This window comes from Janthinobacterium sp. LPB2021202312-11-4, from assembly GCF_037049705.1.
In the GTDB taxonomy this organism is placed as follows: Bacteria; Pseudomonadota; Gammaproteobacteria; order Pseudomonadales; family Pseudomonadaceae; genus Aquipseudomonas.
In genome coordinates this window covers 191069-214860 of sequence record NZ_JBAGKV010000009.1, presented here as the reverse complement: position 1 = coordinate 214860, position 23792 = coordinate 191069, and the positions used below count along the sequence as shown (strand labels likewise).

Genomic DNA, 23792 nt, shown 5'->3' with positions numbered 1-23792 from the left:
CTCGCAGCCAAAAGCGAAATAAAAAAAGCCCCATCAGAATCAACTGATGGGGCTTTTTTGTACCGCAAATCGAAAGCTCCACGGCAACCAACTAACTGCCATTGTCCCCCTCGACTTTACCCATTGATGTGCTCACATCGGTCATCCGACGTTTGCCATTCACTTGGTAGCTACGTTCGGTTTCCTCCAAGTCTGGTTTACGCAGTACTAGTTGCGCTTCCAACCCATTCTTGGCGCTGTAACCTCCAAACCAATCCATCATTCTTCCGATGTAGCACTGGTCCCCAATGACGACAGGCAAATCACCGACAATTTCGAAGGTGTAATGTCCTGGGCCATAACCGTAGTAGGCGCCGTCACCTTCGCCGGTAGGGGGAATAGGGCAGAGCGGGTCTTTCTGTTCGCCTATATCTTTCGCTTCAGTCTTGCTGACTTTGTCCAGTGCCTGAGTGAGGGTTTCAAGCAGTGCGTCGTCCAGGGTCATGCTATTACCGCTGGCTTCATCGCTTTGAGTCTTGGGGATCGACAGTTGATAGCGGTAGTGAACCGTCACAATGGGTACTGCGCCTGTCACCTCAAGAGGATTGAGAAGATAAAGCTGATCCACCCCGTAGTGACTGTTTCGGTAAACCGCATAAGTACGGCCACGAAGGTTTATCCAGTCCACGGACTGGTTTGCCCCGCGATCATTGATGGATAGAAGAGAGCTGGCAGCACTCGATTCAGAATCAAGAGCATCCGTCCTTCGGACAAATATATCGGCAGTGCGATGGTACGTTTCTACGTAAGAAAATAAGCCAGTGCCACCTGTGTAGGTGTCGACAATAAGATCCCGCCGTCCATCACCGTCCAGATCCATCAAGGTGTAAGAGCTTTTACCGGACTCGCTAGCGCCCAAGATTTTGGACGCGGTGAGAGCCTTCCACTCATCCCGCGTGACGCCCTTTGGGATCGTCTTTGGAAAATGAGCTTCGTCGACATCGTCGTCATCTGCCTCATCTGAAAATTGAGTGGTGCCTGTTTTTATCGCAAGTGACTCAAGCGTCCGCTCCAGCGGAAATTCCGCATCGGAGTTGCTCGCCGTTTGTATGGCTTGTCGCAGATCTTCGGATGCCAACCTGTCGATTTCCAGAGGCTTATAGGCGACGGTCTCACTCAACAGTTTTTGCAATGACTGAATGCGTTCCTGGTAGCTCTGATTGAGGCAGGCCTGATCGTCGGCGCACTGATCACGAGTTTTCAGCCAGACGCGCTGAGCTTTCCTCAGTTCAGCCTGTGCCTGGGGGCTGGCATTAACCAGCGCGCGATAGGCCCTTCCCATCTGAGCATCTAGCGCATACACCGCAGTACTCGCGCAGATCGTTTTTTCAACGGCGCTTTCCGCTTTTGTACAGTCCATTCCAGTCGCCAGCGCATGCTCGGTAAACAGCAGAGCACAAGCGGACAACACACAGCGTCCATTGATGTACACAGTAATAAAGCCTTGGTTTCTGGAAGAAGTAAGTTGCAACCGTCGCAAGTGTGCATGAACGTTGGCCTCGACGCAGCCAAATGCACGTTTGCGGCCCTATCGCTTCAAGGGAATGCCACTCCTGGCCGATAACCCGAACAGCCGATGTTCTATTTGCGTGCGCCCACTCGAAAGTATCCTTCGTGTTGATGCGAAATCGCTTGATAGCCTTTGGCCTCCAGCTATCATCTGCGCGCCGAAAGGGGCAGCGAAGCTGAGCTCGTCCGTATGGTTACCTTTGGGTTCTTCTTAAACTGCCTGGAAATCTTCGATGCTGTCGTATCACCAAAAGAGTTTTCTGATCGTCGATGATTTCTCGGATTTCCGCAGCTCTGTCAGGTCCATGCTGCGTGAACTGGGCATCAAGGATGTCGACACCGCTGATACCGGTGAGCAGGCGCTGCGCATGTGTGCGCAGAAGTCCTACGATTTCATCTTGCAGGATTTCCACCTGGGCGATGGCAAGAAGAACGGTCAGCAGGTGCTGGAAGACCTGATGATCGAGAAGCTGATCAGCCATGAAAGTGTATTTGTCATGGTCACCGCCGAGACCAGTCAGGCCATGGTGCTCAGCGCCCTGGAACACGAGCCCGATGCTTACCTGACCAAACCCTTCAACCGCTCCGGCCTGGCCCAGCGACTGGAGCGATTGGTACAGCGCAAGACTTTGCTCAAGCCGATTTTGCAGGCGCTTGATCGCGGTAAGCCGGTCGAGGTGCTCAACGCCTGTATCGCCCTGTGCAAGCAGGACATTCGTTACTCGCCCCTGTGCCTGCGTTATCGCGCCGATGCCCTGCGCGACCTGAACCAGAACGAAGCGCTGGAGCGCCTCTACGACGGCATCATTGCTGATCGTCCTTTGCCATGGGCATTTGCCGGGTTGGGTAAATTGCTGTTCAAGCGTGGCCAGATTGCCCAGGCCAAAGGCGTTTATGAGAAAGCGCTGAAAGTGTTTCCGATGATGCCGGCGTTGTATGACGGCATGGCCGATGTGCTGGTCGCCGAAGGCGATTCCAAGGGCGCCCAGCGTGTGCTGGAAGAGGCCATTCGCCTGTCGCCACTGGCGGTCCGTCGGCAAGCGTTGCTGGGTAAGCTGGCGATGGCCAACGAAGATTTCGAGACGGCTTCCAAGGCTTATCGTCAGGCAGTGGCACAGGGGGCCCAGTCACGCTTCAAGGATGCGGAAAGCAATCTGGGTCTGGCCCATGCCTTGATCAGCAAAGGCAGTGAAAAGGGCCTGGATACTCGCACCCGACTGGAGATCAACACCACCCTCAGTGCCGTGGCCAAGGAAAACCCTTCCGACCCCGGCCTGCAGATTCGCGCGCGGTTGATGAAAGCCACCAGTTTGTTGCTCAACGATGCCGAGACCGCCGAGAAACTCACCGAGCAAGCCATGATGCGCCTCGATGGCATGGAGCAGTTCATGAGCGCCGAAGCGGCGCTGCTGGTGGCCAAGCAACTGCAAATGCTCGGGCAGGCCGACGCCGGCGCTTCGATGCTGAAGAACTGTGCGGAAATCTACGGCGACGACCCGACCGTGATGCAGGGTATCGCCAAGTTGACCGACGATCCGACCATTCTCAACGCCGGTAACGCCGCCGCCGACCTCAACCGTCAAGGTGTGCGGGTGTATAAGACCGGTAACCTGGTGGAAGCGCGGGAGGTGTTCCGCAAAGCCCTGGCACTGCAACCGAAGAACATCAGTATTGCGCTGAACATGGCGCAGTCGTTGCTGCATGGTGCTGACACCAGTGCGCCTTCGGTGGAACTTGAAGAGTGTCGCGCGTGCCTGAAGATGGTCGGCCTGATGCCCGATACCGATGCGCGTTTCCCCCGTTATCAGAAGCTGCGAAGCAAGGCGTTTGGCGAATGAACGACAGCGAACAGGTACTCGATTTCTCCACGGTGATTGCGTCTACCGTGCACGACATGAAGAACTCTTTGACGATGCTGATGCAGGCCCACAGCCAATGGCTGGCGCGCTTGCCGGATCAGCAGCACTCCAGGGAACAAGGGGTCATCGACTTCGAGTTCGCCCACCTCAACGGCATGCTCGTGCAGTTGCTGGGTCTTTATAAGCTCGGCGTCAATCAGATGCCGTTGCAACCGGCCTACCATGAGCTGGATGACTTCATCGAAGCGCAATTGGCGGCGCACCAAGAGGTGTTTGCCAGTCGCGGCATCATGGCGACCTACGAGGTCGATCCGCTGAGCCCCTTGGGTTTCTTCGATCGCGAGTTGGTCGCTTCGGTGCTGGCCAACAGCATCAACAACGCGATCCGCTTCGCCAAGGATGCGCTGTTGATCACGGTCAGCGATGAGGCCGGTCAGTTGGTGTTGACCATCAATGACGATGGCGAGGGCTATCCGCCCGAAATGATCGAGCGCCAGGCCGATTACGTCCAGGGCATCAACCAAAGCAGCGGTAGCACTGGTCTGGGCTTGTACTTCGCGGGGCGGATTGCGGCGCTGCATCAGCGCAACGGAGTTGGCGGTTATACCCGCATCAGCAATGGCGGGCCATTGGGCGGCGGTGTCTTCAGTCTCTATCTCCCCTGAAAGATCAATTCCCGTAGGAGCTGCCGAAGGCTGCGATCTTTTGATTTGTAAAACAAGATCAAAAGATCGCAGCCTTCGGCAGCTCCTACGGGGATTGCGCATTTTTGTTTGCCGCTGCTTGAAATTCCGAACGGGCGGTGCCTATTTTGTACGGGGCGCCGTTCGCGGCTCGCACAACAACAAGGATTGCGTCATGACAACCGATGGCCAGCGCTCACTCGCGCAGCGATTGACGGGCATTGATGAGATTGAATGTGTTACGCCGGATTTGAATGGCGTCCCCAGGGGCAAGGTCATGACCGCCGAGGGTTTCCTCGAAGGGCGGCGGTTGCAGATGGCGCGGGGAGTGTTGCTGCAATGCATTATGGGCGGATACCCGCCAGCGCGTTTTTATGGCAGTGATGATGGCGACCTGGCGCTGGTGGCCGATCCCGCACAAATCCACCGCTTGCCCTGGAGCAAGCAGCCCCGGGCGTTCGCCATTTGCGATGCGGAGGAACTGACTGGGGAGAGTTCACGTCTGTCGACCCGTGGTCAACTCAAAGCCGTCATCGCCCGTTATGCCGCGCGCGGTCTCGCGCCGGTGGTGGCGACCGAGCTCGAATTCTTTGTCTTCGCACCCAACACTGACCCCATGCAACCCTTCCTGCCGCCACTGGGCCTGGACGGGCGTCGCGAGGACGGTCATTCGGCGTTCAGTGTCAGTTCCAACAACGGCTTGCGGCCGTTCTTCAGTGAAGTCTATGAGTGCATGGCGGCCCTGGGCTTGCCCCGCGATACGTTTATGCACGAGATGGGCGTCAGCCAGTTTGAGATCAACCTGTTGCATGGCGATCCGCTGCTGCTGGCCGACCAGACCTTTTTGTTCAAGCACCTGCTCAAGGAAGTCGCACTCAAGCACGGCCTGACGGTGGTGTGTATGGCCAAGCCGTTGGCCCACACACCGGGCAGTTCGATGCACATTCACCAGAGCATCGTCGAGATCGGCAGCGGCCGTAACGTGTTCAGCGATGAGGCCGGGCAGCCGACGGCGACCTTCCGTCATTTCATCGGCGGCCAGCAGGCTGGCATGGCCGACTTCACGGCGTTGTTTGCGCCGAATGTGAATTCGTATCAGCGCTTGTGCCACCCGTATGCGTCGCCGAATAATGCCTGCTGGTCCCACGACAACCGGGCGGCGGGTTTGCGCATTCCGGCCAGTTCGCCGGTGGCTCGCCGGGTCGAAAACCGTTTGCCCGGCGCGGATGCCAACCCGTACCTGGCGATTGCGGCAAGCCTGGCCGCCGGGCTACACGGCATCGAAAACGGGCTGGAACCGAGTGAGGCCATTCAGGGCGAATTCGTGGTGCCGGATAATCTTTCGTTGCCATGTACCTTGCATGCTGCCCTTGAACGTCTGAAACGTAGCCAATTGGCGAAGGAACTGTTTGGCCCCGAGTTCATCGAAAGCTACATCGCTTCGAAGACCCTGGAGCTGACCAGCTTCTTTGATGAAATTACTCCCTGGGAACGGCGTGTTTTAGCCGCCCAGGCCTGACGCCCCGTCGTCTTCGGGCTATCGTTCCCGGTAGTCCGATACTCACTGCAAGGAGCCGCTCGGAACGCCGATGCGCCAAATCTGGAAATCCTTTCGAGCGCTGTATTTCGCCTCGCTGATGATGTTGATCGGTTCGGGCCTGCTGAGTACGTATCTGGGCTTGCGCCTGGCGGCTGACCACGTCGACAGCTTGTGGGTCGGTGCGTTGATGGCGGCCAACTATTTCGGCCTGGTGCTGGGCGGCAAGATCGGCCATCGGCTGATTGCCCGGGTCGGGCATATCCGTGCTTATGCCGCGTGCGCCGGGATTGTCGGCGCGGCGGTGCTCGGTCACGGCTTGATTGACTGGCTACCGGCCTGGCTGTTTTTGCGGGTGATCGTCGGTCTGGGCATGATGTGCCAGTACATGGTCATCGAGAGCTGGCTCAATGAGCAGGCCGAAGCCAAACAGCGTGGGTTGGTGTTCAGTGGCTACATGATTGCCTCGTACCTGGGGCTGGTGTTGGGGCAACTGATTCTGGTCCTGCACCCGGCGTTGGGCCTGGAGCTGCTGATGCTGGTCGCCCTGTGTTTCGCGTTGTGCCTGGTGCCGGTGGCGCTGACCCGACGCATTCACCCGGCGCCTTTGCATCCGGCGCCGATGGAGCCGCGGTTCTTCATCAAACGTGTGCCGCAGTCATTGAGTACGGTGTTGGGGGCGGGGTTGATCGTCGGCTCGTTCTACGGTCTGGCGCCGCTGTATGCTTCGCAGCAGGGGCTGTCGACGGAACAGGTCGGTCTGTTCATGGGTACCTGTATTTTTGCCGGTCTGGTGGTGCAGTGGCCGTTGGGCTGGCTGTCCGATCGTTATGACCGCGCGCTGCTGATCCGCTGCTTCGCGTTGTGTCTGGCGGTGGCCGCGTTGCCGCTGGCAATCATGACCGAGGTGCCGCTGGAGGTGCTGTTTGTTGCCGGGTTCATCTGTTCGTTGGTGCAGTTCTGCCTGTACCCGCTGGCGGTGGCGTTTTCCAACGACCACGTCGAGGGTGATCGGCGAGTGTCCCTGACAGCGATGCTGCTGGTGACCTACGGGGTCGGTGCCAGTATCGGGCCGCTAGTGGCCGGGGTGCTGATGAAACTGTTCGGCAGCCACATGCTGTACGCGTTCTTCAGCTTCTTTGCGTTGGTGCTGGTGTGGCGGATTCGCCCGAAAGCGGTGACCAACCTGCACCAGGTGGACGACGCGCCGTTGCATCACGTGGCCATGCCGGACAGCATGTCGAGCTCACCGTTGGTGGCCGCCCTCGACCCGCGGGTGGATGAGCAGGTGGTGCAGGATCAGATGCAGAGTCCGATCGAGCCTGAACCGGAGCCCGAGCCAAAGCCTGAAACCGATGCCGTCACCGACGAGCCCGAAGACCCGGATGCCGGTCGCGAGCAAAGTTTCACCGAGGCCAGGCCTTAAAATCCACGCATAAAAAAACGGGCAGTCACCGCAAGGGACTGCCCGTTTTCTATTGAGGCTTCGTAATTACATGTCGTCTTTGTCGAAGCGACGGGCTTCGCGCTGTAACTGATACACGAAGCGCTCGACCTGACGCTGCACCAGGCCGCTCATGTTGTGAAAACGCACACCGGCGAAGGTGGTGGCGATTCTTTCTTCGAAGTGCAGGTAACGCAGCTCAACCGGTGCCGTCATGCTGCCGAAGGGCAGGGCGGCGATGAAGCGGTCGTAGACCTGACCCAATTGCAGGCTGGAGGTGATGTCACCTTCAAAACGCAGCTTGCAACCGGTGGCGGAGATGTCGAGCAACTTGCCACTGATCGGCGACTTGAGCTTTTCCCCGCCCAGCTCGACATTGACCAATTGCGCCAGCTTCAAGGCTGCGCGAAAGGCATTGCGACGTTGGTGATAGACCACTTCAGTCGGCAGCGCGCCGCGATAGCAGCGACTACCGCCGGATTCATCGATGGTCAGCGGGCCGTTGCTTTCCCAGGCAATGCGCACGCCGTCGTGAAAGCCTTCGACCCGGAAGGGTTCGCCGGCCAGCAGGTAGCGTTCACCGTCGCGGGGGATCATCTCGTCCAGGGCAATCATGTTGCTGTCACGGTCGATGTCCACCAGATAGCTCTGGAAGCGCTGGCTGCGCTCATGGAACGTGATGATCAGCGGGTCATGGCTGTCTTGCAGCTGCCGAAGGTTGCCGGAGATCTCCATCGGTGTGGTAAGCACCTTGGGTGGTTGCGGAGCGTCTTCCGCGCTTGAGGCATTGAACACGGTTCATCAATCTCCAGACAAAATATGACTGCTAGCCGGCATTCTGCCAGTATGTTTCGCGTCTTGATAGGGCGAGCTCATCGGCGGGGTTCAAGCCTGACTGAGCGGACGTGGCTTCGCAAGCTTGGCGGTTGATCCGCGGGCATCATACAGCGCTGGAGGTTCGCCACCGGTGAGGATTTTCAGCTGATTGGCTGTGGCGGCCTGCTGCCTCAGGATCGACTGGCCATTCTTGACGTTGGTCGCCTGGCACTGAGCCAGAAGATCGGTCAACACATCGCTCTGTTCCAGCAACTGGTCGCCAATGCTCGAATGGCTGGCGAGTTGCACTAGACCGTCGCGTGTGATGGGCAGGTTGAGGCTGGCGAGAATTTCACTGCGCTTGCGGCCATGCTGTTCGAGCAAGATGATCAATGCCTGTTTCTGCGCCAGAATTTCTTCGAGCAGTGGCATGTCGCGACCGTGCAAGGCGAGGGACTCGGTTTGCAGTAACTCCAGCAAGTGTTGCGCTGGAGCAAAGTCGTCGGTGATCAGTTGCAGTAGATTAGTGTCGTGCATGGCTGGCCTTGGGTTTTAAGCGTCCAAAAGCCTGGCGCAGGCGGTGGGCCTAGCGCTGGGCTTCGAAGTTGAGCAGTTTGCTGGCTACACGGTTGCTGTCGACTTTATAGCTGCCATCGGCAATCGCTGCTTTCAACTCGGCCACACGGGCGTTGTCGACGGCAGGCTGATCGCGCAGCTTGTCAGTGACCTTTTGCAACTGTTGAGCCTCATTGCTGAGGTGGACCGATTCCCCGCTTTTGACGGTACTGGCCTGTTCGGCCGGGGTATTCAGCGGCGCGGATTTGCCGGCATCGGCAGTTTCCTTGGCAACGCTGGTACGTGTACTGCCCGTAAGTGACGAGGAGCTGTTTAAACGGCTGAAATCGATGACCATGATCAAAAAACCTCTGGGTATTTGGACGCTTGCCATGTTTTCGGCAATACCTGCGAAAACTTTAGGCTCATTTACGCAATGAGCTGCAAGCGCCAGCGCTGCATCGGCACAGTTTAGGCAACAGCCAAGCGGCGCGCCATAGCTTCACCACACACCGCGCCCTACATGGACACTTCCACTTGGCCAGGCGCGGTGACTTGCGCTTTGATGACCCGCATTGAATTGAGGTTTTTCACCCGTATTTGTTCGGCCAGGCCGCCATTGGAGAGGGCTTCGCCGGGCATGCGCACGCTGAGCGTACCACTGCGGGCGGTAATCACCACCTGGTCACCTTTGCGCACGACTTCGGCCTGTTCCAGATGAACCAGGGTCATGACCTGATCGGCGACCGTTGGTCGGGTAAGTTTCTGCCCGATGGCCTGGTCCACCGAGGTGAAATAACCCTGGTTGATCGAGCTGATGTCTCGCTCACGCAAAACGACATCGCCGGGCTCAATGATGCCGGCGCGCTTGAGGGGCCGGGTGGTGGTCACAACCTCCCGAAACAGGCGGACTTGAGCGGGCACGAACACCGTCCAGGGGGAAGCGCCCTCGCAACGGACCTTGACGGTCACCCGGCCGATCGGTGTTGCCGGGCTCTCCAGGGACGCTGTCAATTCCTTGTCGCACATAGGCATGCGCAGTCGCGGATCGAGCTGCTTGACCTCGATTTCATAGCGACCTTCCGTTTGACTGGTGGCCAGATAGTCTTCTACGGTGAATTCAAGAAAGCCCTGAGTGACGCCGATAAGCATGTCAGGCAAGGTAACCGCATCAGCAACGGCAGGGCCGCCAGGGGTTAGCAGGCAGACAGCCGACATCGCGCAAAGCAATTTGCGGTAGTGTGATGTCAGGCGTCGGAAAAATGTCGTTTGATCGTTCATACAGGTTAAAAAGCAAGCGCCGTGCCGTTTAGTGATGAATGTGCGTCGCAACACAACTTAGCGTTGGTGTAGGAGTCTGGGCATGGCTGGTGTAATGGATTCGGTAAACCAGCGCACGCAACTGGTAGGGCAGAATCGCCTGGAGCTGTTGTTGTTCCGTCTCGACGGTCAGCAGCTCTACGGGATCAACGTGTTCAAGGTACGTGAGGTGCTGCAATGCCCCAAGCTGACTCTGATGCCCAAGTCCAGTCCTGTCGTGTGCGGTGTGGCAAATATTCGTGGGGCGACCATCCCGATCCTCGATCTGGCGATGGCCACCGGTGCCGGTGCACTTAAAGATCAAAGCAATCCCTTCGTGATTATCACGGAGTACAACACCAAGACTCAGGGTTTCCTGGTCCGGTCGGTAGAGCGCATCGTCAACATGAACTGGGAGGAGATCCATCCGCCACCCAAGGGCACTGGACGCGATCACTACCTCACGGCTGTGACTCGGGTCGACAATCAGTTAGTCGAAATCATCGACGTCGAGAAGATCCTCGCGGAGGTGGCGCCGACGCCGGAAGCGATTTCGGTCGGTGTGGTCGATGTCGAAACCCAGCACAAGGCGTTGTCCTTGCGGGTGCTGACAGTCGATGACTCGTCGGTGGCGCGCAAGCAGGTGACGCGTTGCCTGCAGACGATCGGTGTCGAAGTGGTAGCGTTGAACGACGGTCGGCAAGCGCTGGATTACCTGCGCAAACTGGTCGACGAGGGCAAGAAGCCGGAAGAAGAGTTCCTGATGATGATCTCCGACATCGAGATGCCGGAGATGGACGGGTACACCCTGACGGCCGAGATCCGCGCCGACCCGCGCATGCAAAAGCTTCATATCATCCTGCATACTTCGTTGTCGGGTGTGTTCAATCAGGCGATGGTCAAGAAAGTCGGTGCCGATGACTTCCTTGCCAAATTCCGTCCTGATGACCTGGCATCCCGGGTAGTCGACCGGATCAAAGCAGCAGACATCAGCTAGGGGCCTTTTGCCCCTGGCGGTCAACACGATTTAAGAGGCTGTATCTTTGTCTACGGGTAATTTGGATTTCGAACAGTTCCGGGTATTCCTGGAAAAAGCCTGTGGCATTTTGCTCGGTGAAAACAAGCAGTACCTGGTTTCGAGCCGTCTCAACAAACTGATGGAACAGCAGGGCATCAAATCCTTGGGTGAGCTGGTTCAGCGCATCCAGACCCAACCGCGCAGCGGTTTGCGCGAAATGGTGGTCGATGCCATGACGACCAACGAAACCCTGTGGTTTCGTGACACCTATCCGTTTGAAGTCTTGAAGAACAAGGTTCTGCCCGAGGCGATCAAGGCGGCTCCCGGTCAGCGCCTGCGCATCTGGTCGGCGGCGTGTTCGTCGGGTCAGGAACCGTATTCGTTGTCGATGTCGATCGACGAGTTCGAGCGGGTCAACATGGGTCAGTTGAAGATGGGCGCGCAAATTGTGGCCACCGACTTGTCGGGCACCATGCTGACCAACTGCAAGACTGGCGAGTACGACAGCCTGGCCATCGGTCGCGGCTTATCGCCTGAGCGCCTGCAACGTTACTTCGATCCGAAAGGGCCGGGGCGCTGGGCAATCAAGGCGCCGATCAAGAGCCGGGTGGAGTTTCGTTCGTTCAACCTGCTCGATAGCTACGCAGCCCTGGGCAAGTTCGACATCGTGTTCTGCCGCAACGTGTTGATCTACTTCTCCGCCGAGGTGAAGAAAGACATCCTGTTGCGTATTCACAGCACGCTGAAGCCGGGTGGTTACCTGTTCCTTGGCGCTTCCGAAGCGCTGAACGGTTTGCCGGATCATTACCAAATGGTTCAGTGCAGCCCGGGGATCATTTACCAGGCGAAGTGATGCAAAAGCGGCAGGCATAAAAAAACGGGAGTCCTCAAGGACTCCCTTTTTTATGCCTGCCGCTTTTGCATCACGTAGGAGCTGCCGAAGGCTGCGATCTTTTGACTTTGATCTTCGGCGGCCCGGGAGAAAATCAAGATCAAGATCAAAAGATCGCAGCCTTCGGCAGCTCCTACGGGAGGGCGGGTGCAGTCCGGGAAAGCGAGCGGGGGGCAACCCGGGAAAGCGGCAGAAAAGCGGCAGGCGGCGGAAACCCGTTGCCGCTTTTCTGGCATTGCCGCTTTGCCGATGCCCGCAAAGCCCCGGTTTATGGCCTTTTTTGAATTGGCACGCCGCTTGCTATGTCTCTGTTACGAAAAATCAGGTCACCCGAAGGTTTCCCGACATGAGCATCAGCTTCGATAAAGCGCTCGGTATCCACGAACAGGCCCTGGGCTTCCGCGCTCAGCGTGCCGAAGTCCTGGCCAACAACATCGCCAACGCCGACACCCCGAACTACAAGGCTCGGGATCTGGACTTCTCCAAAGTGCTTGCCGCACAGAACGAGAAAACCAAGAACGGTACTTTCGCCTTGAACATGACCAACAGCCGTCATATCGAAGCCGAAGGCCTGGGCAATGGCGACGAGTCGCTGCTGTATCGCACGCCGATGCAACCGTCGATCGACCAGAACACCGTGGACGCTCAACTGGAACAGTCAAACTACGCGGAAAACGCCGTCGGCTTCCAGGCCAGCTTCACCCTGCTCAACAGCAAATTCAAAGGGCTGGTTTCAGCCCTGCGTGGAGAGTAAGTCATGTCACTTGCCAGTGTTTTCAACATTGCCGGTAGCGGCATGAGTGCCCAGACCACTCGCCTGAACACCGTTGCCTCGAACATCGCCAACGCCGAGACCGTCTCGTCGAGCATCGACAAGACCTATCGCGCCCGCCATCCAGTATTCGCCACCATGTTTCAGGGCGGCCAGAGCGGCGGCAGCGATTCGCTGTTCCAGAACCAGGACGCTGCCGGTCAAGGCGTGCAAGTGATGGGCGTGGTCGAAGACCAGAGCAACCTTGAAGCGCGCTACGAGCCGAACCATCCGGCCGCTGACGCCAAGGGCTACGTCTACTACCCGAACGTCAACGTCGTCGAAGAAATGGCCGACATGATTTCCGCGAGCCGTTCGTTCCAGACCAACGCCGAAATGATGAACACCGCCAAAACCATGATGCAGAAGGTCCTGACCCTCGGTCAGTGATAAGGGGCGACTCAGATGAGTGTTACCGATACCACCAGCAGCCTGAGCATAAACGACATTCTGGCGAATTCGTCCGTGAAGGCCAGCAGCTCCTCCTCCGGCGGCATCGCCTCCGCGACTAACAGCGCGACTGGCGGCCAGACCCTGGGCAAGGACGCGTTCCTGCAATTGCTGGTGACCCAGCTGAAAAACCAGAACCCGCTCGATCCGCAGGACAACAGTGCGTTCGTCGCTCAGTTGGCCCAGTTCAGCAGTCTGGAAGGCATCACCACGCTCAACAGCACCGTCAGCTCGATTGCCGGCAATTACAACTCTTCGCAGGCGTTGCAGGCTTCGTCCCTGGTCGGCCGTTCAGTGATCGTGCAGACCAACAATATTCAGGTCGATGATCCAACCAAAGCCGTTACCGGCTCGGTGAACCTGACTTCGTCGATCGCCAGCGGCACGGTAACCATTGCCGACAGCACGGGCAAAACTGTCCGGACCATCGACCTGGGCACCCGCGCAGTCGGCAGTTCCAGCTTCACGTGGGATGGCAAGGATTCGAGCGGCGCCGCCGTTCCGGTCGGCGCCTACACCATCAAGGCCAGTGCACCGATCAACGGCACGGCGACGGACCTGGCGGTTTACCTGCCGGCCACCGTCAACAGCGTGACCCTGAGCCAGACTGGCGGCGAGCTGATGCTCAACCTCGCAGGCCTGGGCCCGGTTGCCCTGTCCAAAGTTCAGACCATTGGTATATAGAGCCGACTAACCCGGCACAGAGGAGTGGAATATGTCTTTCAATATCGGCCTTAGCGGTCTCTATGCAGCCAACAAACAACTGGATGTGACCGGTAACAACATCGCCAACGTCGCGACCACCGGTTTCAAATCCTCCCGTACCGAATTTGAAGACGTCTATTCGGCGACCAAGCTCGGCAGCGGCAGCAAGGTCGTCGGTAGCGGCGTGCGCCTGGCTAACGTGTCCCAGCAGTTCACCCAGGGTGACATCAACAACACCGGCAACGTGTTGGACATGGGCATCAACGGTTCGGGTTTCTTCACCCTGAGCGACAACGGCTCGACGACCTACACCCGTAACGGTACGTTCAAGGTCGACAGCAACGGCTTCATCACCAACACCGACTACTCTTCGCGTCTGCAAGGCTACGGTGTGGATGCCAATGGCAAGATCATCAACGGCGTATTGACCGACCTGAAACTCGACACCTCGAACCTGGCGCCAAAAACCACGTCGCTGGTGACTTCGACGATCAACCTGAACTCCACGGCGGCGGTCATCGACGATACCGTTCCGGCCGGCAAGTTCGACCCGACGCTGACGGCGACTTACACCAAATCGTTCAGCACCCCGATCTACGACAGCCAGGGCAACCAGCACACCATGGATCAGTACCTGGTGAAAACCGGTGCCAACACCTGGAAAACCTACACCCTGGTTGATGGCCGTAACCCGGATGCCACCGGCAGCGATCCGAAAGTCACCGCGCCGATCGCCTCGACCTTGTCCTTCGATGCCACCGGTACGCTGACCAGCGTCAGCACGCCTAACCCGGCGGGTGGCGCACCGATCATCAGCAGCGACCTGACCATCAAAAACTGGGTACCAGGCACCGTGACCAATGGTGTCTGGAGCGCCAACGGCGCCGCAGCCAACCCGGCAGGCGTGACCATCTCGATGGCCAAGACCACCCAGTACAACGCAGACACCGCGCGTTCGATCCCGACTCAGGATGGTTACGCCACTGGCCAGATCACCAACCTGACCATCGACGGGACCGGCACTCTGTTCGCCAACTTCAGCAACAACCAGAGCAAGGCCATCGGCCAGGTTGCGCTGGCTAGCTTCACCAACGAACAAGGCTTGCAAGCAGTTGGCGGCACCAGTTGGAAAGAAACGTTCGCATCGGGTATCCCAGGCTATGACGCTCCGGAAACCGGGACCCTGGGTTCCATCGCTTCCAACTCCCTGGAAGAGTCCAACGTCAACCTGACCAACGAACTGGTCAACCTGATCAAGGCGCAGAGCAACTACCAGGCGAACGCCAAGACCATCTCCACCCAAAGCACCATCATGCAGACCATCATTCAGATGACCTGATGCTGGGTAGCGCGGCATAAAGAACCCCTCGAAAGAGGGGTTTTTTTATGCCCGCAGGATAAAGATCAAAAGATCGCAGCCTCGTTGCACTCGACAGCTCCTACAGTAAATCGAACGCCCCGGTAGGAGCTGTCGAGTGCAACGAGGCTGCGATCTCTTAATCTCAAAGACCGCCCAAAAGCCCCCCCCCCGACAACCCAGAGAACCTGCCGGAGCCGCCAGGCCCGAATCTTCACCATGCTCGCCGCCACCAGAGCACGGAGGTAGTAAATGGTTTCAGGTCACGGCACCAAGCCATAAATCAAACGCCCCGGTAGGAGCTGTCGAGTGAAACGAGGCTGCGATCTCTTGATCTCAAAGACCGCCCAAAAGCCCCCCCGACAACCCAGAGGACCGGCCAGAGCCGCCAGGCCCGAATCTTCACCATGCTCGCCGCCGCCAAAGCACGGCGGTAGTAAATGGTTTCAGGTCACGGCACCAGCCATAAATCAAGCCCCCCGGTAGGAGCTGTCGAGTGAAACGAGGCTGCGATCTCTTGATCTCAAAGACCGCCCAAAAGCCTCCCCCGACAACCCAGAGAACCGGCCAGAGCCGCCAGGCCCGAATCTTCACCATGCTCGCCGCCGCCAAAGCACGGCGGTAGTAAATGGTTTCAGGTCGCGGCGCCAGCCATAAATCAAACGCCCCGGTAGGAGCTGTCGAGTGCAACGAGGCTGCGATCTCTTGATCTCAAAGACCGCCCAAAAGCCTCCCCCGACAACCCAGAGAACCGGCCAGAGCCGCCAGGCCCGAATCTTCACCATGCTCGCCGCTGCCAGAGCACGGAGGTAGTAAATGGTTTCAGGTCACGGCACCAGCCATAAATCAAACGCCCCGGTAGGAGCTGTCGAGTGAAACGAGGCTGCGATCTCTTAAACTCAAAGACCGCCCAAAAGAAAACCCCCGACAATCCAGAGGACTGATCGGGGGTTTCAGGTCAGCGCCGTCAGGCGCCTACCGGCTCAGCTTATTGGCAAGCTTCGCAATCCGGCTCGTCGATGGCGCAAGCCTTCGGCACTGGAGCTGGACCGGCCGGAGCCGCCAGGACCGAATCTTCACCGTGGTTGCCGCCGCTGGAAACAGCGTTCAGCTTGCCGGTGTTGATGGTCGACTTCTCGGTGCTGGTCGCAGCCAGGGCGCGGAGGTAGTAAGTGGTTTTCAGGCCACGGTACCAAGCCATGCGGTAGGTCACGTCCAGTTTCTTGCCCGAAGCGCCAGCGATGTACAGGTTCAGCGACTGAGCCTGGTCGATCCACTTCTGACGACGGCTGGCCGCGTCAACGATCCACTTGGTGTCCACTTCGAATGCTGTCGCGTAGAGCTCTTTGAGTTCTTGCGGGATGCGCTCGATCTGTTGAACCGAACCGTCGTAGTACTTCAGGTCGTTGATCATGACCGAGTCCCACAGACCGCGAGCCTTGAGGTCGCGAACCAGGTACGGGTTGATCACGGTGAATTCGCCCGACAGGTTCGATTTCACGTAGAGGTTCTGGTAAGTCGGTTCGATCGACTGCGAGACGCCAGTGATGTTGGCGATGGTGGCGGTCGGTGCGATGGCCATGATGTTGGAGTTACGAATGCCTTTCTGAACACGGGCGCGAACCGGTGCCCAGTCCAGGGATTCGTTCAGGTCAACGTCGATGTACTTCTGGCCACGTTGCTCGATCAGGATCTGTTGCGAATCCAGCGGCAGGATGCCTTTGGACCACAGCGAACCCTGGAACGTCTCGTAGGCGCCACGTTCATCGGCCAGGTCGCAGGAAGCCTGGATGGCGTAGTAGCTGACCGCTTCCATCGACTTGTCGGCGAACTCGACGGCTGCATCGGAACCGTAAGGAATGTGCTGCAGGTACAGCGCATCCTGGAAGCCCATGATGCCCAGGCCGACCGGACGGTGCTTGAAGTTGGAGTTCTTCGCTTGTGGCACCGAGTAGTAGTTGATGTCGATCACGTTATCGAGCATGCGAACGGCGGTGTTCACGGTGCGTTCCAGCTTGGCGGTGTCCAGCTTGCCGTTGGTGATGTGGTTCGGCAGGTTGATCGAGCCCAGGTTGCAAACGGCGATCTCGTCCTTGTTGGTGTTCAAGGTGATCTCGGTGCACAGGTTCGAGCTGTGGACCACGCCCACGTGCTGCTGCGGGCTGCGCAGGTTGCACGGGTCTTTGAAGGTCAGCCATGGGTGGCCGGTTTCAAACAGCATGGACAGCATTTTGCGCCACAGGTCTTTGGCCTGGATGGTCTTGAACAGCTTGATCTTGCCCGGGTACTGGGACAGGGCTTCGTAGTACTCGTAACGCTCTTCGAAGGCCTTGCCGGTCAGGTCGTGCAGGTCCGGCACTTCGGATGGCGAGAACAGGGTCCACGGACCGTCATCGAAGACGCGCTTCATGAATAGGTCAGGAATCCAGTTGGCGGTGTTCATGTCGTGGGTACGACGACGGTCATCACCGGTGTTCTTGCGCAGCTCGATGAACTCTTCGATGTCCATGTGCCAGGTTTCCAGGTAGGCACACACAGCGCCTTTGCGCTTGCCACCCTGGTTAACGGCGACGGCGGTGTCGTTCACGACTTTGAGGAACGGAACAACGCCCTGGGATTTGCCGTTGGTGCCCTTGATGTACGAACCCAAGGCACGAACCGGCGTCCAGTCGTTGCCCAGGCCGCCTGCGAATTTGGACAGCATGGCGTTGTCGTGGATCGCGTGGTAGATGCCCGACAGGTCATCCGGCACGGTGGTCAGGTAGCAGCTCGACAACTGTGGACGCAGGGTGCCGGCGTTGAACAGGGTCGGAGTCGAAGACATGTAGTCGAAGGACGACAACAGGTTGTAGAACTCGATCGCACGGTCTTCTTTGTTCTTCTCTTCGATTGCCAGGCCCATGGCCACGCGCATGAAGAAGATCTGCGGCAGTTCGAAACGCACGCCATCCTTGTGGATGAAGTAACGGTCGTACAGGGTTTGCAGACCCAGGTAGGTGAACTGCTGATCGCGCTCGTGGTTGATCGCCTTGCCGAGTTTTTCCAGGTCAAACGTGGCCAGGATCGGGTTCAGCAATTCGAATTCGATGCCTTTGGCGATGTACGAAGGCAGGGCCTTGGCGTACAGGTCGACCATTTCGTGGTGGGTCGCGCTGTCGGCGACTTCCAGGAAGCTCAGGCCTTCGGCACGCAGGGTGTCCATCAGCAGGCGGGCGGTGACGAACGAGTAGTTCGGCTCACGCTCAACCAGGGTACGGGCGGTCATCACCAGGGCGGTGTTGACGTCGGTCAGGGCCACGCCGTCGTACAGGTTTTTCAGGGTTTCGCGCTGGATCAGGTCGCCGTCGACTTCTTCCAGGCCTTCGCACGCTTCGGTGACGATGGTGTTCAGGCGACCCATGTCCAGAGGCGCAAAGGTGCCATCGGCGCGGGTGATGCGGATCGAGGGGTGAGCGTTGACCGCTGCTTCGGCCGGCGCGTGGGCGGCGCGTTCTTTGGAACGACCGTCACGGTAGATCACGTAGTCGCGGGCCACTTTCTGCTCGCCGGCACGCATGAGGGCCAGTTCGACCTGGTCCTGGATTTCTTCGATGTGGATGGTGCCGCCCGAAGGCATGCGACGCTTGAAGGTCGCGGTGACTTGTTCGGTCAGGCGGGCCACGGTGTCATGGATTCGCGACGAGGCGGCAGCGGTGCCGCCCTCAACTGCGAGAAACGCTTTGGTGATCGCGACGGTGATTTTGTCATCGGTGTAAGGAACGACAGTGCCGTTACGCTTGATCACGCGCAGTTGGCCAGGCGCGGTGGCGGACAGATCCGAAGTCGAATCAGTGGCCTGCGGCAAGGTGCCCTGCGGGTTCTCGCGAGTTGTGTCGGTTTGCATGGGGGGGTGTCTCCACATTCTCTATGTTTGTTTGGGCACCATCACGGTGCCCACCGTTCCGTCCTGAAGCACTACAACCGGCGAGCGCCGGGCATAACAACTTCGGGACAGTTCAGGAAGGGCCTTTTGAGCGCCGCTTCCATGCCGAAGTCTTTGGTTTCAAGCCGTAAGCTGAAAACCGAATTCCTTTGAGGGTGACAGTTATGGACTGCAACACCCGTACCGTTTTTGCCTCTTGGGGCTCAAAAACAGTAGCCATCCGCTCGAGCGGTTTGGGCTTCTGAAAATACGTTTGGTTCAACCAGACAAAGGCAATAAAAGCGCTTGAAATCGGTGTCTGGTTTGTGTTTGGTTTTTGGACGAAAACCCTACATGTAGGGTTTTTTTGGCGCCGAGCTACAAGATAATGCGTTTTGGGGGGCGATTGCAACGTACTACCTGTGGATAAACCTGTGCGTAAATTGTGTGTGAAACGTGGAAACGGCGTGTAGGCCGCGACCCTACTGGAGTAGACCGTTTGTCATGGTATTTTCATGAGCTGAAACGGTTCGGGCGGTTTTTTAAGGGCGCGAACCCTATCACAAAAAACCGCGTTGTCCGAACGCATTTACCGGCTTGTGTTCCAGGCGAGCGGCGTTTATACAATCGGGCGTTGCGCAAGCATTCTTATCCTCCCGAATCATTACAAAAAGACGGGCGGGTCCTTCCTTATAAGTGTTGTTGGCAAGCAGAGGTCACCCGTGGAGCAAGAAGCCTGGCAGGTATTGATTGTGGAAGACGACCAGCGTCTGGCCGAACTGACCCGCGATTACCTGGAAGCCAATGGCCTGCGCGTGGCCATCGAAGGCAACGGCGCCCTGGCCGCCGCGCGGATCATCAAGGAGCAACCGGACCTGGTGATCCTCGACCTGATGCTGCCCGGCGAGGATGGCCTGAGCATCTGCCGCAAGGTGCGCGACAAGTACGACGGGCCGATCCTGATGCTCACTGCCCGCACCGACGATGCCGACCAGATTCTCGGCCTAGACCTGGGCGCCGACGATTACGTTTGCAAGCCGGTGCGCCCGCGCTTGCTGCTGGCGCGCATCCAGGCCCTGTTGCGGCGCAGTGAAGCGCCGGAAGTGGCCCCGGAAAAACTCCGCCGTTTGCAGTTCGGCCCGCTGGTGGTGGACAACGCGCTGCGCGAAGCCTGGCTCAATGACCATGGCATTGAACTGACCAGCGCCGAATTCGACCTGCTGTGGCTGCTGGTGGCCAACGCCGGGCGCATCCTGTCCCGGGAAGAAATCTTCACTGCCCTGCGCGGCATTGGCTATGACGGCCAGGACCGCTCCATCGACGTGCGCATCTCGCGCATTCGCCCGAAAATCGGCGACGACCCGGACCATCCACGGCTGATCAAAACCGTGCGCAGCAAAGGTTATCTGTTCGTTCCGGAAGCCTGCACGCTGTGAACTCAATCTTCCTGCGCATCTACGGCGGCATGTGCGCGGCGCTGATCCTCGTGGCCGTGCTCGGCGTGCTGGCGCTGCACTTGCTCAACCAGGTGCGCAGCGAGCAATACCGCGAACGCCTGGCCCACGGTACGTTCTCGCTGATGGCCGACAACCTGCAACCGATGAACGAAACCGAGCGCCACCGTGCCTTGCTGGTCTGGGAGCGCCTGCTGGGCATACCCCTGGCGTTGCAGACCTTTTCCCAGACCGACCTCGACCTGACCCAGCGCACCCGCGTGCTGCGCGGTCAGGCCCTGGTCGAGCAGACCGGGCCCCACGCGGCGAAGGTCTATCGCTTGGTCAGCGACAAGGAACAACTGCTGCTCACCGGCGAGGTTCAGCAGATCAGCGAGCAATTGGCCCGGGCCACTATTTATCTGTTGGCCGATGAACTGGTGCGCTACCCGGTGGCCGAGCAACCCAAGCGGCTGGCGCAGTTGAAGGAAGACAAAGGTTTCGGTTTCGACCTGCGGCTGGTCACGGTCGAGCAGGCGGACATGGACGAAGACCAGAGTCGCCGGGTGTCCGAAGGCGACACCGTGATGGCGCTGGGCAAGGGCGGCGACTCAATCCGGGTGTTTGCCGGCATGGTGGGGACGCCGTGGGTGCTGGAAATCGGCCCGCTGTTTCAGATGAACCCGTATCCGCCGGAGTGGCTGGTGCTAATTGCGGCCCTGGGCCTGACGTTGATCGGGTTGATCGTTTACCTGTTGGTGCGACAACTGGAGCGCCGTTTGCGCGGCCTCGAAGCCGCCGCCACACGCATCGCCAAGGGCAGCCTGGAAACCCGCGTGCCGGCGCGCGGCGCGGATTCGGTGGGGCGCCTCGCGGCGGCGTTCAACGGCATGGCCGAGCACTTGCAACAGTTGCTGGCGATTCAACGGGAACTGGTGCGCGCGGTGTCCCACGAACTGCGCACACCCGTGGCGCGCCTGCGTTTCGGGCTGGAAATGATTGGCTCGGCCACCACGCCCCAGGCTCTGGAGAAATACCGCGAAGGCATGGACCACGACATCGAGGACCTCGATAAATTGGTGGACGAGATGCTCACTTACGCACGTCTGGAGCAGGGTTCGCCGGCGCTGAATTTCCAGCGGATCGATCTGGATGCGTTGGTCAATCAGGTGATCGAGGAGCTGGCGCCGCTACGCGCGGAAGTCACGGTGCAGCGCGGCTTGTGCCTGTCCGCCGCCGATTGCGACGACGCCTGGGTCGAAGCCGAACCGCGCTACCTGCACCGGGCCTTGCAGAACCTGGTCAGCAACGCCATGCGCCACGCGCAGTCGCGGGTGACCGTCAGTTATCAGGTCGGGCAATTGCGTTGTCGGGTGGATGTCGAGGATGACGGCCCGGGGGTGCCGGAAGTGGCCTGGGAGAGAATCTTCACGCCGTTCCTGCGTCTTGATGACAGCCGCACCCGAGCGTCCGGTGGGCATGGTTTGGGGTTGTCGATCGTGCGGCGGATCGTCCACTGGCATGACGGGCGGGCGCTGATCAGCAAGAGCAAAAGCCTGGGCGGGGCGTGTTTCAGTTTGAGTTGGCCGAGGAATCAGGAAAAACGCTGAAAGGTGTGATGGGTGACCGGCCGCCATCGCGAGCAAGCTTTGCTCCTACAGGTTGTGTGCGCCGCCGACCTGTAGGAGCAAGGCTTGCCCGCGATGACGTCCTCAAGCCTTAATGCTGACCAAACTCAACAACTGCCCATCCTTCACCCCAAACTGCGCCTCCAGCTCAGTGCCGCTACACCACTCACTGGACAAATCCGTGAGCAACCGCAACCGCACCTGACCGTCCGTGCTCCACTCCAGCACTTGCGCATGTTCGAAATAAAAGCGCTTTTGCACGATCGGATAGAGCGCCTTAAACAGGCTTTCCTTCACCGAAAACGTCAGGGTCACCAGCAACGCCAATTGATCGCTCGGGCCTGCCGCCATGCGCTGCATTTCCGGCGGCGTAAGAATCTCTCCGGCCAGGCGTTCGGCCCGTTCGTGGTTGAGCAGGTTTTCCAGGTCCATCCCCAAACCGCGCCAGTGCGCCTTGTTCGCGACAATCGCGGCCGCCCGGCCGGTGCTGTGGGTGATCGAGCCAGTGATGTGCGCCGGCCACACCGGTGCGCGGTCTTCGCCAATCGCCGGGATAAAACTCAAGCCTTCCAATTGTTGCAACGCGGCCCGGGCGCAAACCCGGCCGGCGAGAAATTCGGCCTGACGCTTGGCCACCGAGCGCTGGATGCTCGCCGGCGGCGCGATGGCGCTGCGCTGGAAGTCATCGCTGGCCAGTTGCGAGGTGTCGAAGTGAGTGCTCAGCAGCACCGTATCGGGCAGCAGGAACGGTAGCGGCCAATGGGCTTCAAGTGGGGTGCAGCAGACGGGCAGGGCGGGGGCGGGATTCATGGCGGGCATTTTGCCGGGTTGCAAGGCGTGAGGGTAGAGGCAGTTGGACCGCGTTATCGTTCATCGCGGACAAGCCTTGCTCCTACAGGTTTTGGTTTGATCGCACGATGTAGGCACGACACCAAACCCGTAGGAGCGAGGCTTGCCCGCGAAGGCCGCGCCACGGTCTACCGGCTTAACTGAAAATCTTCTTGAAGAACGCCTTCATATCCGCCCACGAACTTTCATCCGCCGCCTTGTTGTAGCCGATATCCGGCCCGCCATGATCACCGTGGCTCAACCGATCCGCATCCGGGTTGGTAAACCCATGCTTGGCGTCCGCCAAACTGACAAATTTATAGTCAGCCCCAGCCTTGTCCATTTCCGTTTTGAACGCCGCCACGTTGTCCGGGGTGATCATGCTGTCCTTGGCACCATGCTCGACGAGGACTTTGGCCTTCACACTGCCCGGCGTCGCCGGCGTGTTGGTCGCCAGCGCTCCGTGGAAACTCACCACCCCCTTCAACGGCAACCCCTGCCGCGCCGCATTCAGCACCACGCCGCCGCCGAAGCAATAACCGATGGCCGCGAGTTTGTCCGGGTCGGTTTGCGGTTGTTGCTTCAATAGATCGAGCCCGGCCTGGAAGCGTGCACTGGCGACCGCGCTGTCCTTCAGCGCCTCTTGCATAAACGCCATGGCGTCCTTCGGATGCTCGGTGTTCTTGCCGCCGCCATACATGTCGATGGCCAACGCGCTGTAGCCCAGCCCGGCCAGATCCCGCGCCCGGCGCTTGGCGTAATCGTTCAGCCCCCAGAACTCATGGACCACCACCACACCGGGGCGCGGACCTTTGATCGCGTCGTCGTAGGCGTAATAGCCGATCATTTTGGTGCCGTCGGTGCTCTGGTAAGGGATTTCCTGGGTCTTGATCGCAGCCTGGGTCAGCCCGCTCAAGGCCAGCAAGACAAGGGCGAGAAACGTGCGCATGGTCGGAGCTCCTTTGAAGAATGTGCTCAAAACAGCCTAGTCGATTTGAGTCAGCTCAGGTTTAGAGTGCGTTCAGGGG

The 23792-nt window shown here is 58.9% G+C and carries 20 protein-coding genes; 12 read left to right on the top strand and 8 right to left on the bottom strand.

Annotated elements, in window-relative coordinates; all coding sequences use genetic code 11:
* Nucleotides 1-91 precede the first annotated feature (91 nt).
* A complete protein-coding gene (locus tag V5E99_RS12775) occupies nucleotides 92-1471 on the bottom strand; it encodes a lysozyme inhibitor LprI family protein (RefSeq protein ID WP_499802756.1) in 1380 nt (459 codons plus the stop codon).
* Between the two features lie 310 nt (nucleotides 1472-1781).
* Here V5E99_RS12775 and V5E99_RS12770 point away from each other — a divergent pair, with 310 nt between their 5' ends.
* The 4 genes from V5E99_RS12770 to V5E99_RS12755 all read left to right on the top strand — a co-directional run bounded on the left by V5E99_RS12770 (nucleotide 1782) and on the right by V5E99_RS12755 (nucleotide 7053).
* Nucleotides 1782-3386 (top strand): response regulator, encoded by a 1605-nt coding sequence (locus V5E99_RS12770; RefSeq protein WP_499802755.1) that lies wholly within the window; start codon nucleotides 1782-1784, stop codon nucleotides 3384-3386.
* Complete coding sequence (locus tag V5E99_RS12765) at nucleotides 3383-4072, top strand: sensor histidine kinase (RefSeq protein ID WP_499802754.1); 690 nt, start codon at nucleotides 3383-3385, stop codon at nucleotides 4070-4072. The genes V5E99_RS12770 and V5E99_RS12765 overlap by 4 nt, the downstream gene beginning before the upstream one ends.
* Before the next feature lie 193 nt (nucleotides 4073-4265).
* The gene (locus V5E99_RS12760; RefSeq protein WP_499802753.1) at nucleotides 4266-5609 is read left to right on the top strand and encodes a glutamine synthetase family protein; all 1344 of its coding nucleotides are present in this window, start codon (nucleotides 4266-4268) and stop codon (nucleotides 5607-5609) included.
* A gap of 70 nt (nucleotides 5610-5679) precedes the next feature.
* A complete protein-coding gene (locus V5E99_RS12755) occupies nucleotides 5680-7053 on the top strand; it encodes an MFS transporter (protein WP_499802752.1) in 1374 nt (457 codons plus the stop codon).
* Nucleotides 7054-7119: 66 nt separating this feature from the next.
* Here V5E99_RS12755 and V5E99_RS12750 read toward each other — a convergent pair whose 3' ends face one another.
* The 4 genes from V5E99_RS12750 to flgA all read right to left on the bottom strand — a co-directional run bounded on the left by V5E99_RS12750 (nucleotide 7120) and on the right by flgA (nucleotide 9594).
* Nucleotides 7120-7866, bottom strand: coding sequence for a flagellar brake protein (locus tag V5E99_RS12750; RefSeq protein ID WP_499802751.1), 747 nt, complete (start codon nucleotides 7864-7866; stop codon nucleotides 7120-7122).
* A gap of 90 nt (nucleotides 7867-7956) precedes the next feature.
* Entirely contained in the window at nucleotides 7957-8424 is a 468-nt protein-coding gene (locus V5E99_RS12745) for a flagella synthesis protein FlgN (protein ID WP_499802750.1), read from the bottom strand.
* A 49-nt stretch (nucleotides 8425-8473) separates the two neighbouring features.
* On the bottom strand, nucleotides 8474-8800 hold the full coding sequence (flgM, locus tag V5E99_RS12740; RefSeq protein WP_499802749.1) for a flagellar biosynthesis anti-sigma factor FlgM: 327 nt from the start codon (nucleotides 8798-8800) through the stop codon (nucleotides 8474-8476).
* 161 nt (nucleotides 8801-8961) lie between these two features.
* Complete coding sequence (flgA, locus tag V5E99_RS12735; RefSeq protein ID WP_499802759.1) at nucleotides 8962-9594, bottom strand: flagellar basal body P-ring formation chaperone FlgA; 633 nt, start codon at nucleotides 9592-9594, stop codon at nucleotides 8962-8964.
* A 211-nt stretch (nucleotides 9595-9805) separates the two neighbouring features.
* Between flgA and V5E99_RS12730 the strand changes: the two genes are divergently transcribed.
* The 6 genes from V5E99_RS12730 (at nucleotide 9806) to flgE (ending at nucleotide 14956) form a co-directional block, all read left to right on the top strand.
* Nucleotides 9806-10738, top strand: coding sequence for a chemotaxis protein CheV (locus V5E99_RS12730; protein ID WP_403028932.1), 933 nt, complete (start codon nucleotides 9806-9808; stop codon nucleotides 10736-10738).
* Nucleotides 10739-10784: 46 nt separating this feature from the next.
* Nucleotides 10785-11612, top strand: a complete 828-nt coding sequence (gene cheR / locus V5E99_RS12725) for a protein-glutamate O-methyltransferase CheR (RefSeq protein ID WP_010457158.1) — start codon at nucleotides 10785-10787, stop codon at nucleotides 11610-11612.
* Between the two features lie 385 nt (nucleotides 11613-11997).
* Entirely contained in the window at nucleotides 11998-12405 is a 408-nt protein-coding gene (gene flgB / locus V5E99_RS12720) for a flagellar basal body rod protein FlgB (RefSeq protein ID WP_201191654.1), read from the top strand.
* 3 nt (nucleotides 12406-12408) lie between these two features.
* Entirely contained in the window at nucleotides 12409-12852 is a 444-nt protein-coding gene (gene flgC, locus V5E99_RS12715; RefSeq protein ID WP_499802748.1) for a flagellar basal body rod protein FlgC, read from the top strand.
* 15 nt (nucleotides 12853-12867) lie between these two features.
* Complete coding sequence (gene flgD, locus V5E99_RS12710) at nucleotides 12868-13596, top strand: flagellar hook assembly protein FlgD (RefSeq protein WP_499802747.1); 729 nt, start codon at nucleotides 12868-12870, stop codon at nucleotides 13594-13596.
* Between the two features lie 31 nt (nucleotides 13597-13627).
* On the top strand, nucleotides 13628-14956 hold the full coding sequence (gene flgE, locus V5E99_RS12705) for a flagellar hook protein FlgE (protein ID WP_499802746.1): 1329 nt from the start codon (nucleotides 13628-13630) through the stop codon (nucleotides 14954-14956).
* Nucleotides 14957-15962: 1006 nt separating this feature from the next.
* On the opposite strand, the gene V5E99_RS12700 is transcribed toward flgE, so the two are convergent.
* Nucleotides 15963-18857 carry a ribonucleoside-diphosphate reductase subunit alpha gene (locus tag V5E99_RS12700; protein WP_499802745.1) on the bottom strand — a complete coding sequence of 965 codons (2895 nt, stop codon included), beginning with the start codon at nucleotides 18855-18857 and terminating at the stop codon, nucleotides 15963-15965.
* A gap of 740 nt (nucleotides 18858-19597) precedes the next feature.
* Between V5E99_RS12700 and V5E99_RS12695 the strand changes: the two genes are divergently transcribed.
* Entirely contained in the window at nucleotides 19598-20311 is a 714-nt protein-coding gene (locus V5E99_RS12695; protein WP_499802744.1) for a response regulator, read from the top strand.
* Complete coding sequence (locus V5E99_RS12690) at nucleotides 20308-21918, top strand: ATP-binding protein (protein ID WP_499802743.1); 1611 nt, start codon at nucleotides 20308-20310, stop codon at nucleotides 21916-21918. The genes V5E99_RS12695 and V5E99_RS12690 overlap by 4 nt, the downstream gene beginning before the upstream one ends.
* A gap of 102 nt (nucleotides 21919-22020) precedes the next feature.
* Here the strand turns inward: V5E99_RS12690 and V5E99_RS12685 are convergent, their stop codons facing one another.
* Both V5E99_RS12685 and V5E99_RS12680 read right to left on the bottom strand, forming a co-directional pair.
* Nucleotides 22021-22746 carry a 4'-phosphopantetheinyl transferase family protein gene (locus tag V5E99_RS12685; RefSeq protein ID WP_499802742.1) on the bottom strand — a complete coding sequence of 242 codons (726 nt, stop codon included), beginning with the start codon at nucleotides 22744-22746 and terminating at the stop codon, nucleotides 22021-22023.
* Nucleotides 22747-22921: 175 nt separating this feature from the next.
* The gene (locus tag V5E99_RS12680; protein ID WP_499802741.1) at nucleotides 22922-23713 is read right to left on the bottom strand and encodes a dienelactone hydrolase family protein; all 792 of its coding nucleotides are present in this window, start codon (nucleotides 23711-23713) and stop codon (nucleotides 22922-22924) included.
* Nucleotides 23714-23792: the final 79 nt, after the last annotated feature.

Excerpts from the sequence above, each read along its gene's own strand:
- V5E99_RS12770 (WP_499802755.1), top strand. The coding sequence starts at position 1,782 with ATGCTGTCGTATCACCAAAAGAGTTTTCTGATCGTCGATGATTTCTCG.
- V5E99_RS12765 (WP_499802754.1), top strand. The coding sequence starts at position 3,383 with ATGAACGACAGCGAACAGGTACTCGATTTCTCCACGGTGATTGCGTCT.
- V5E99_RS12760 (WP_499802753.1), top strand. The coding sequence starts at position 4,266 with ATGACAACCGATGGCCAGCGCTCACTCGCGCAGCGATTGACGGGCATT.
- V5E99_RS12755 (WP_499802752.1), top strand. The coding sequence starts at position 5,680 with ATGCGCCAAATCTGGAAATCCTTTCGAGCGCTGTATTTCGCCTCGCTG.
- V5E99_RS12745 (WP_499802750.1), bottom strand. The coding sequence starts at position 8,424 with ATGCACGACACTAATCTACTGCAACTGATCACCGACGACTTTGCTCCA.
- flgM (WP_499802749.1), bottom strand. The coding sequence starts at position 8,800 with ATGGTCATCGATTTCAGCCGTTTAAACAGCTCCTCGTCACTTACGGGC.
- flgA (WP_499802759.1), bottom strand. The coding sequence starts at position 9,594 with ATGCTTATCGGCGTCACTCAGGGCTTTCTTGAATTCACCGTAGAAGAC.
- V5E99_RS12730 (WP_403028932.1), top strand. The coding sequence starts at position 9,806 with ATGGCTGGTGTAATGGATTCGGTAAACCAGCGCACGCAACTGGTAGGG.
- flgB (WP_201191654.1), top strand. The coding sequence starts at position 11,998 with ATGAGCATCAGCTTCGATAAAGCGCTCGGTATCCACGAACAGGCCCTG.
- flgC (WP_499802748.1), top strand. The coding sequence starts at position 12,409 with ATGTCACTTGCCAGTGTTTTCAACATTGCCGGTAGCGGCATGAGTGCC.
- flgD (WP_499802747.1), top strand. The coding sequence starts at position 12,868 with ATGAGTGTTACCGATACCACCAGCAGCCTGAGCATAAACGACATTCTG.
- flgE (WP_499802746.1), top strand. The coding sequence starts at position 13,628 with ATGTCTTTCAATATCGGCCTTAGCGGTCTCTATGCAGCCAACAAACAA.
- V5E99_RS12700 (WP_499802745.1), bottom strand. The coding sequence starts at position 18,857 with ATGCAAACCGACACAACTCGCGAGAACCCGCAGGGCACCTTGCCGCAG.
- V5E99_RS12685 (WP_499802742.1), bottom strand. The coding sequence starts at position 22,746 with ATGAATCCCGCCCCCGCCCTGCCCGTCTGCTGCACCCCACTTGAAGCC.
- V5E99_RS12680 (WP_499802741.1), bottom strand. The coding sequence starts at position 23,713 with ATGCGCACGTTTCTCGCCCTTGTCTTGCTGGCCTTGAGCGGGCTGACC.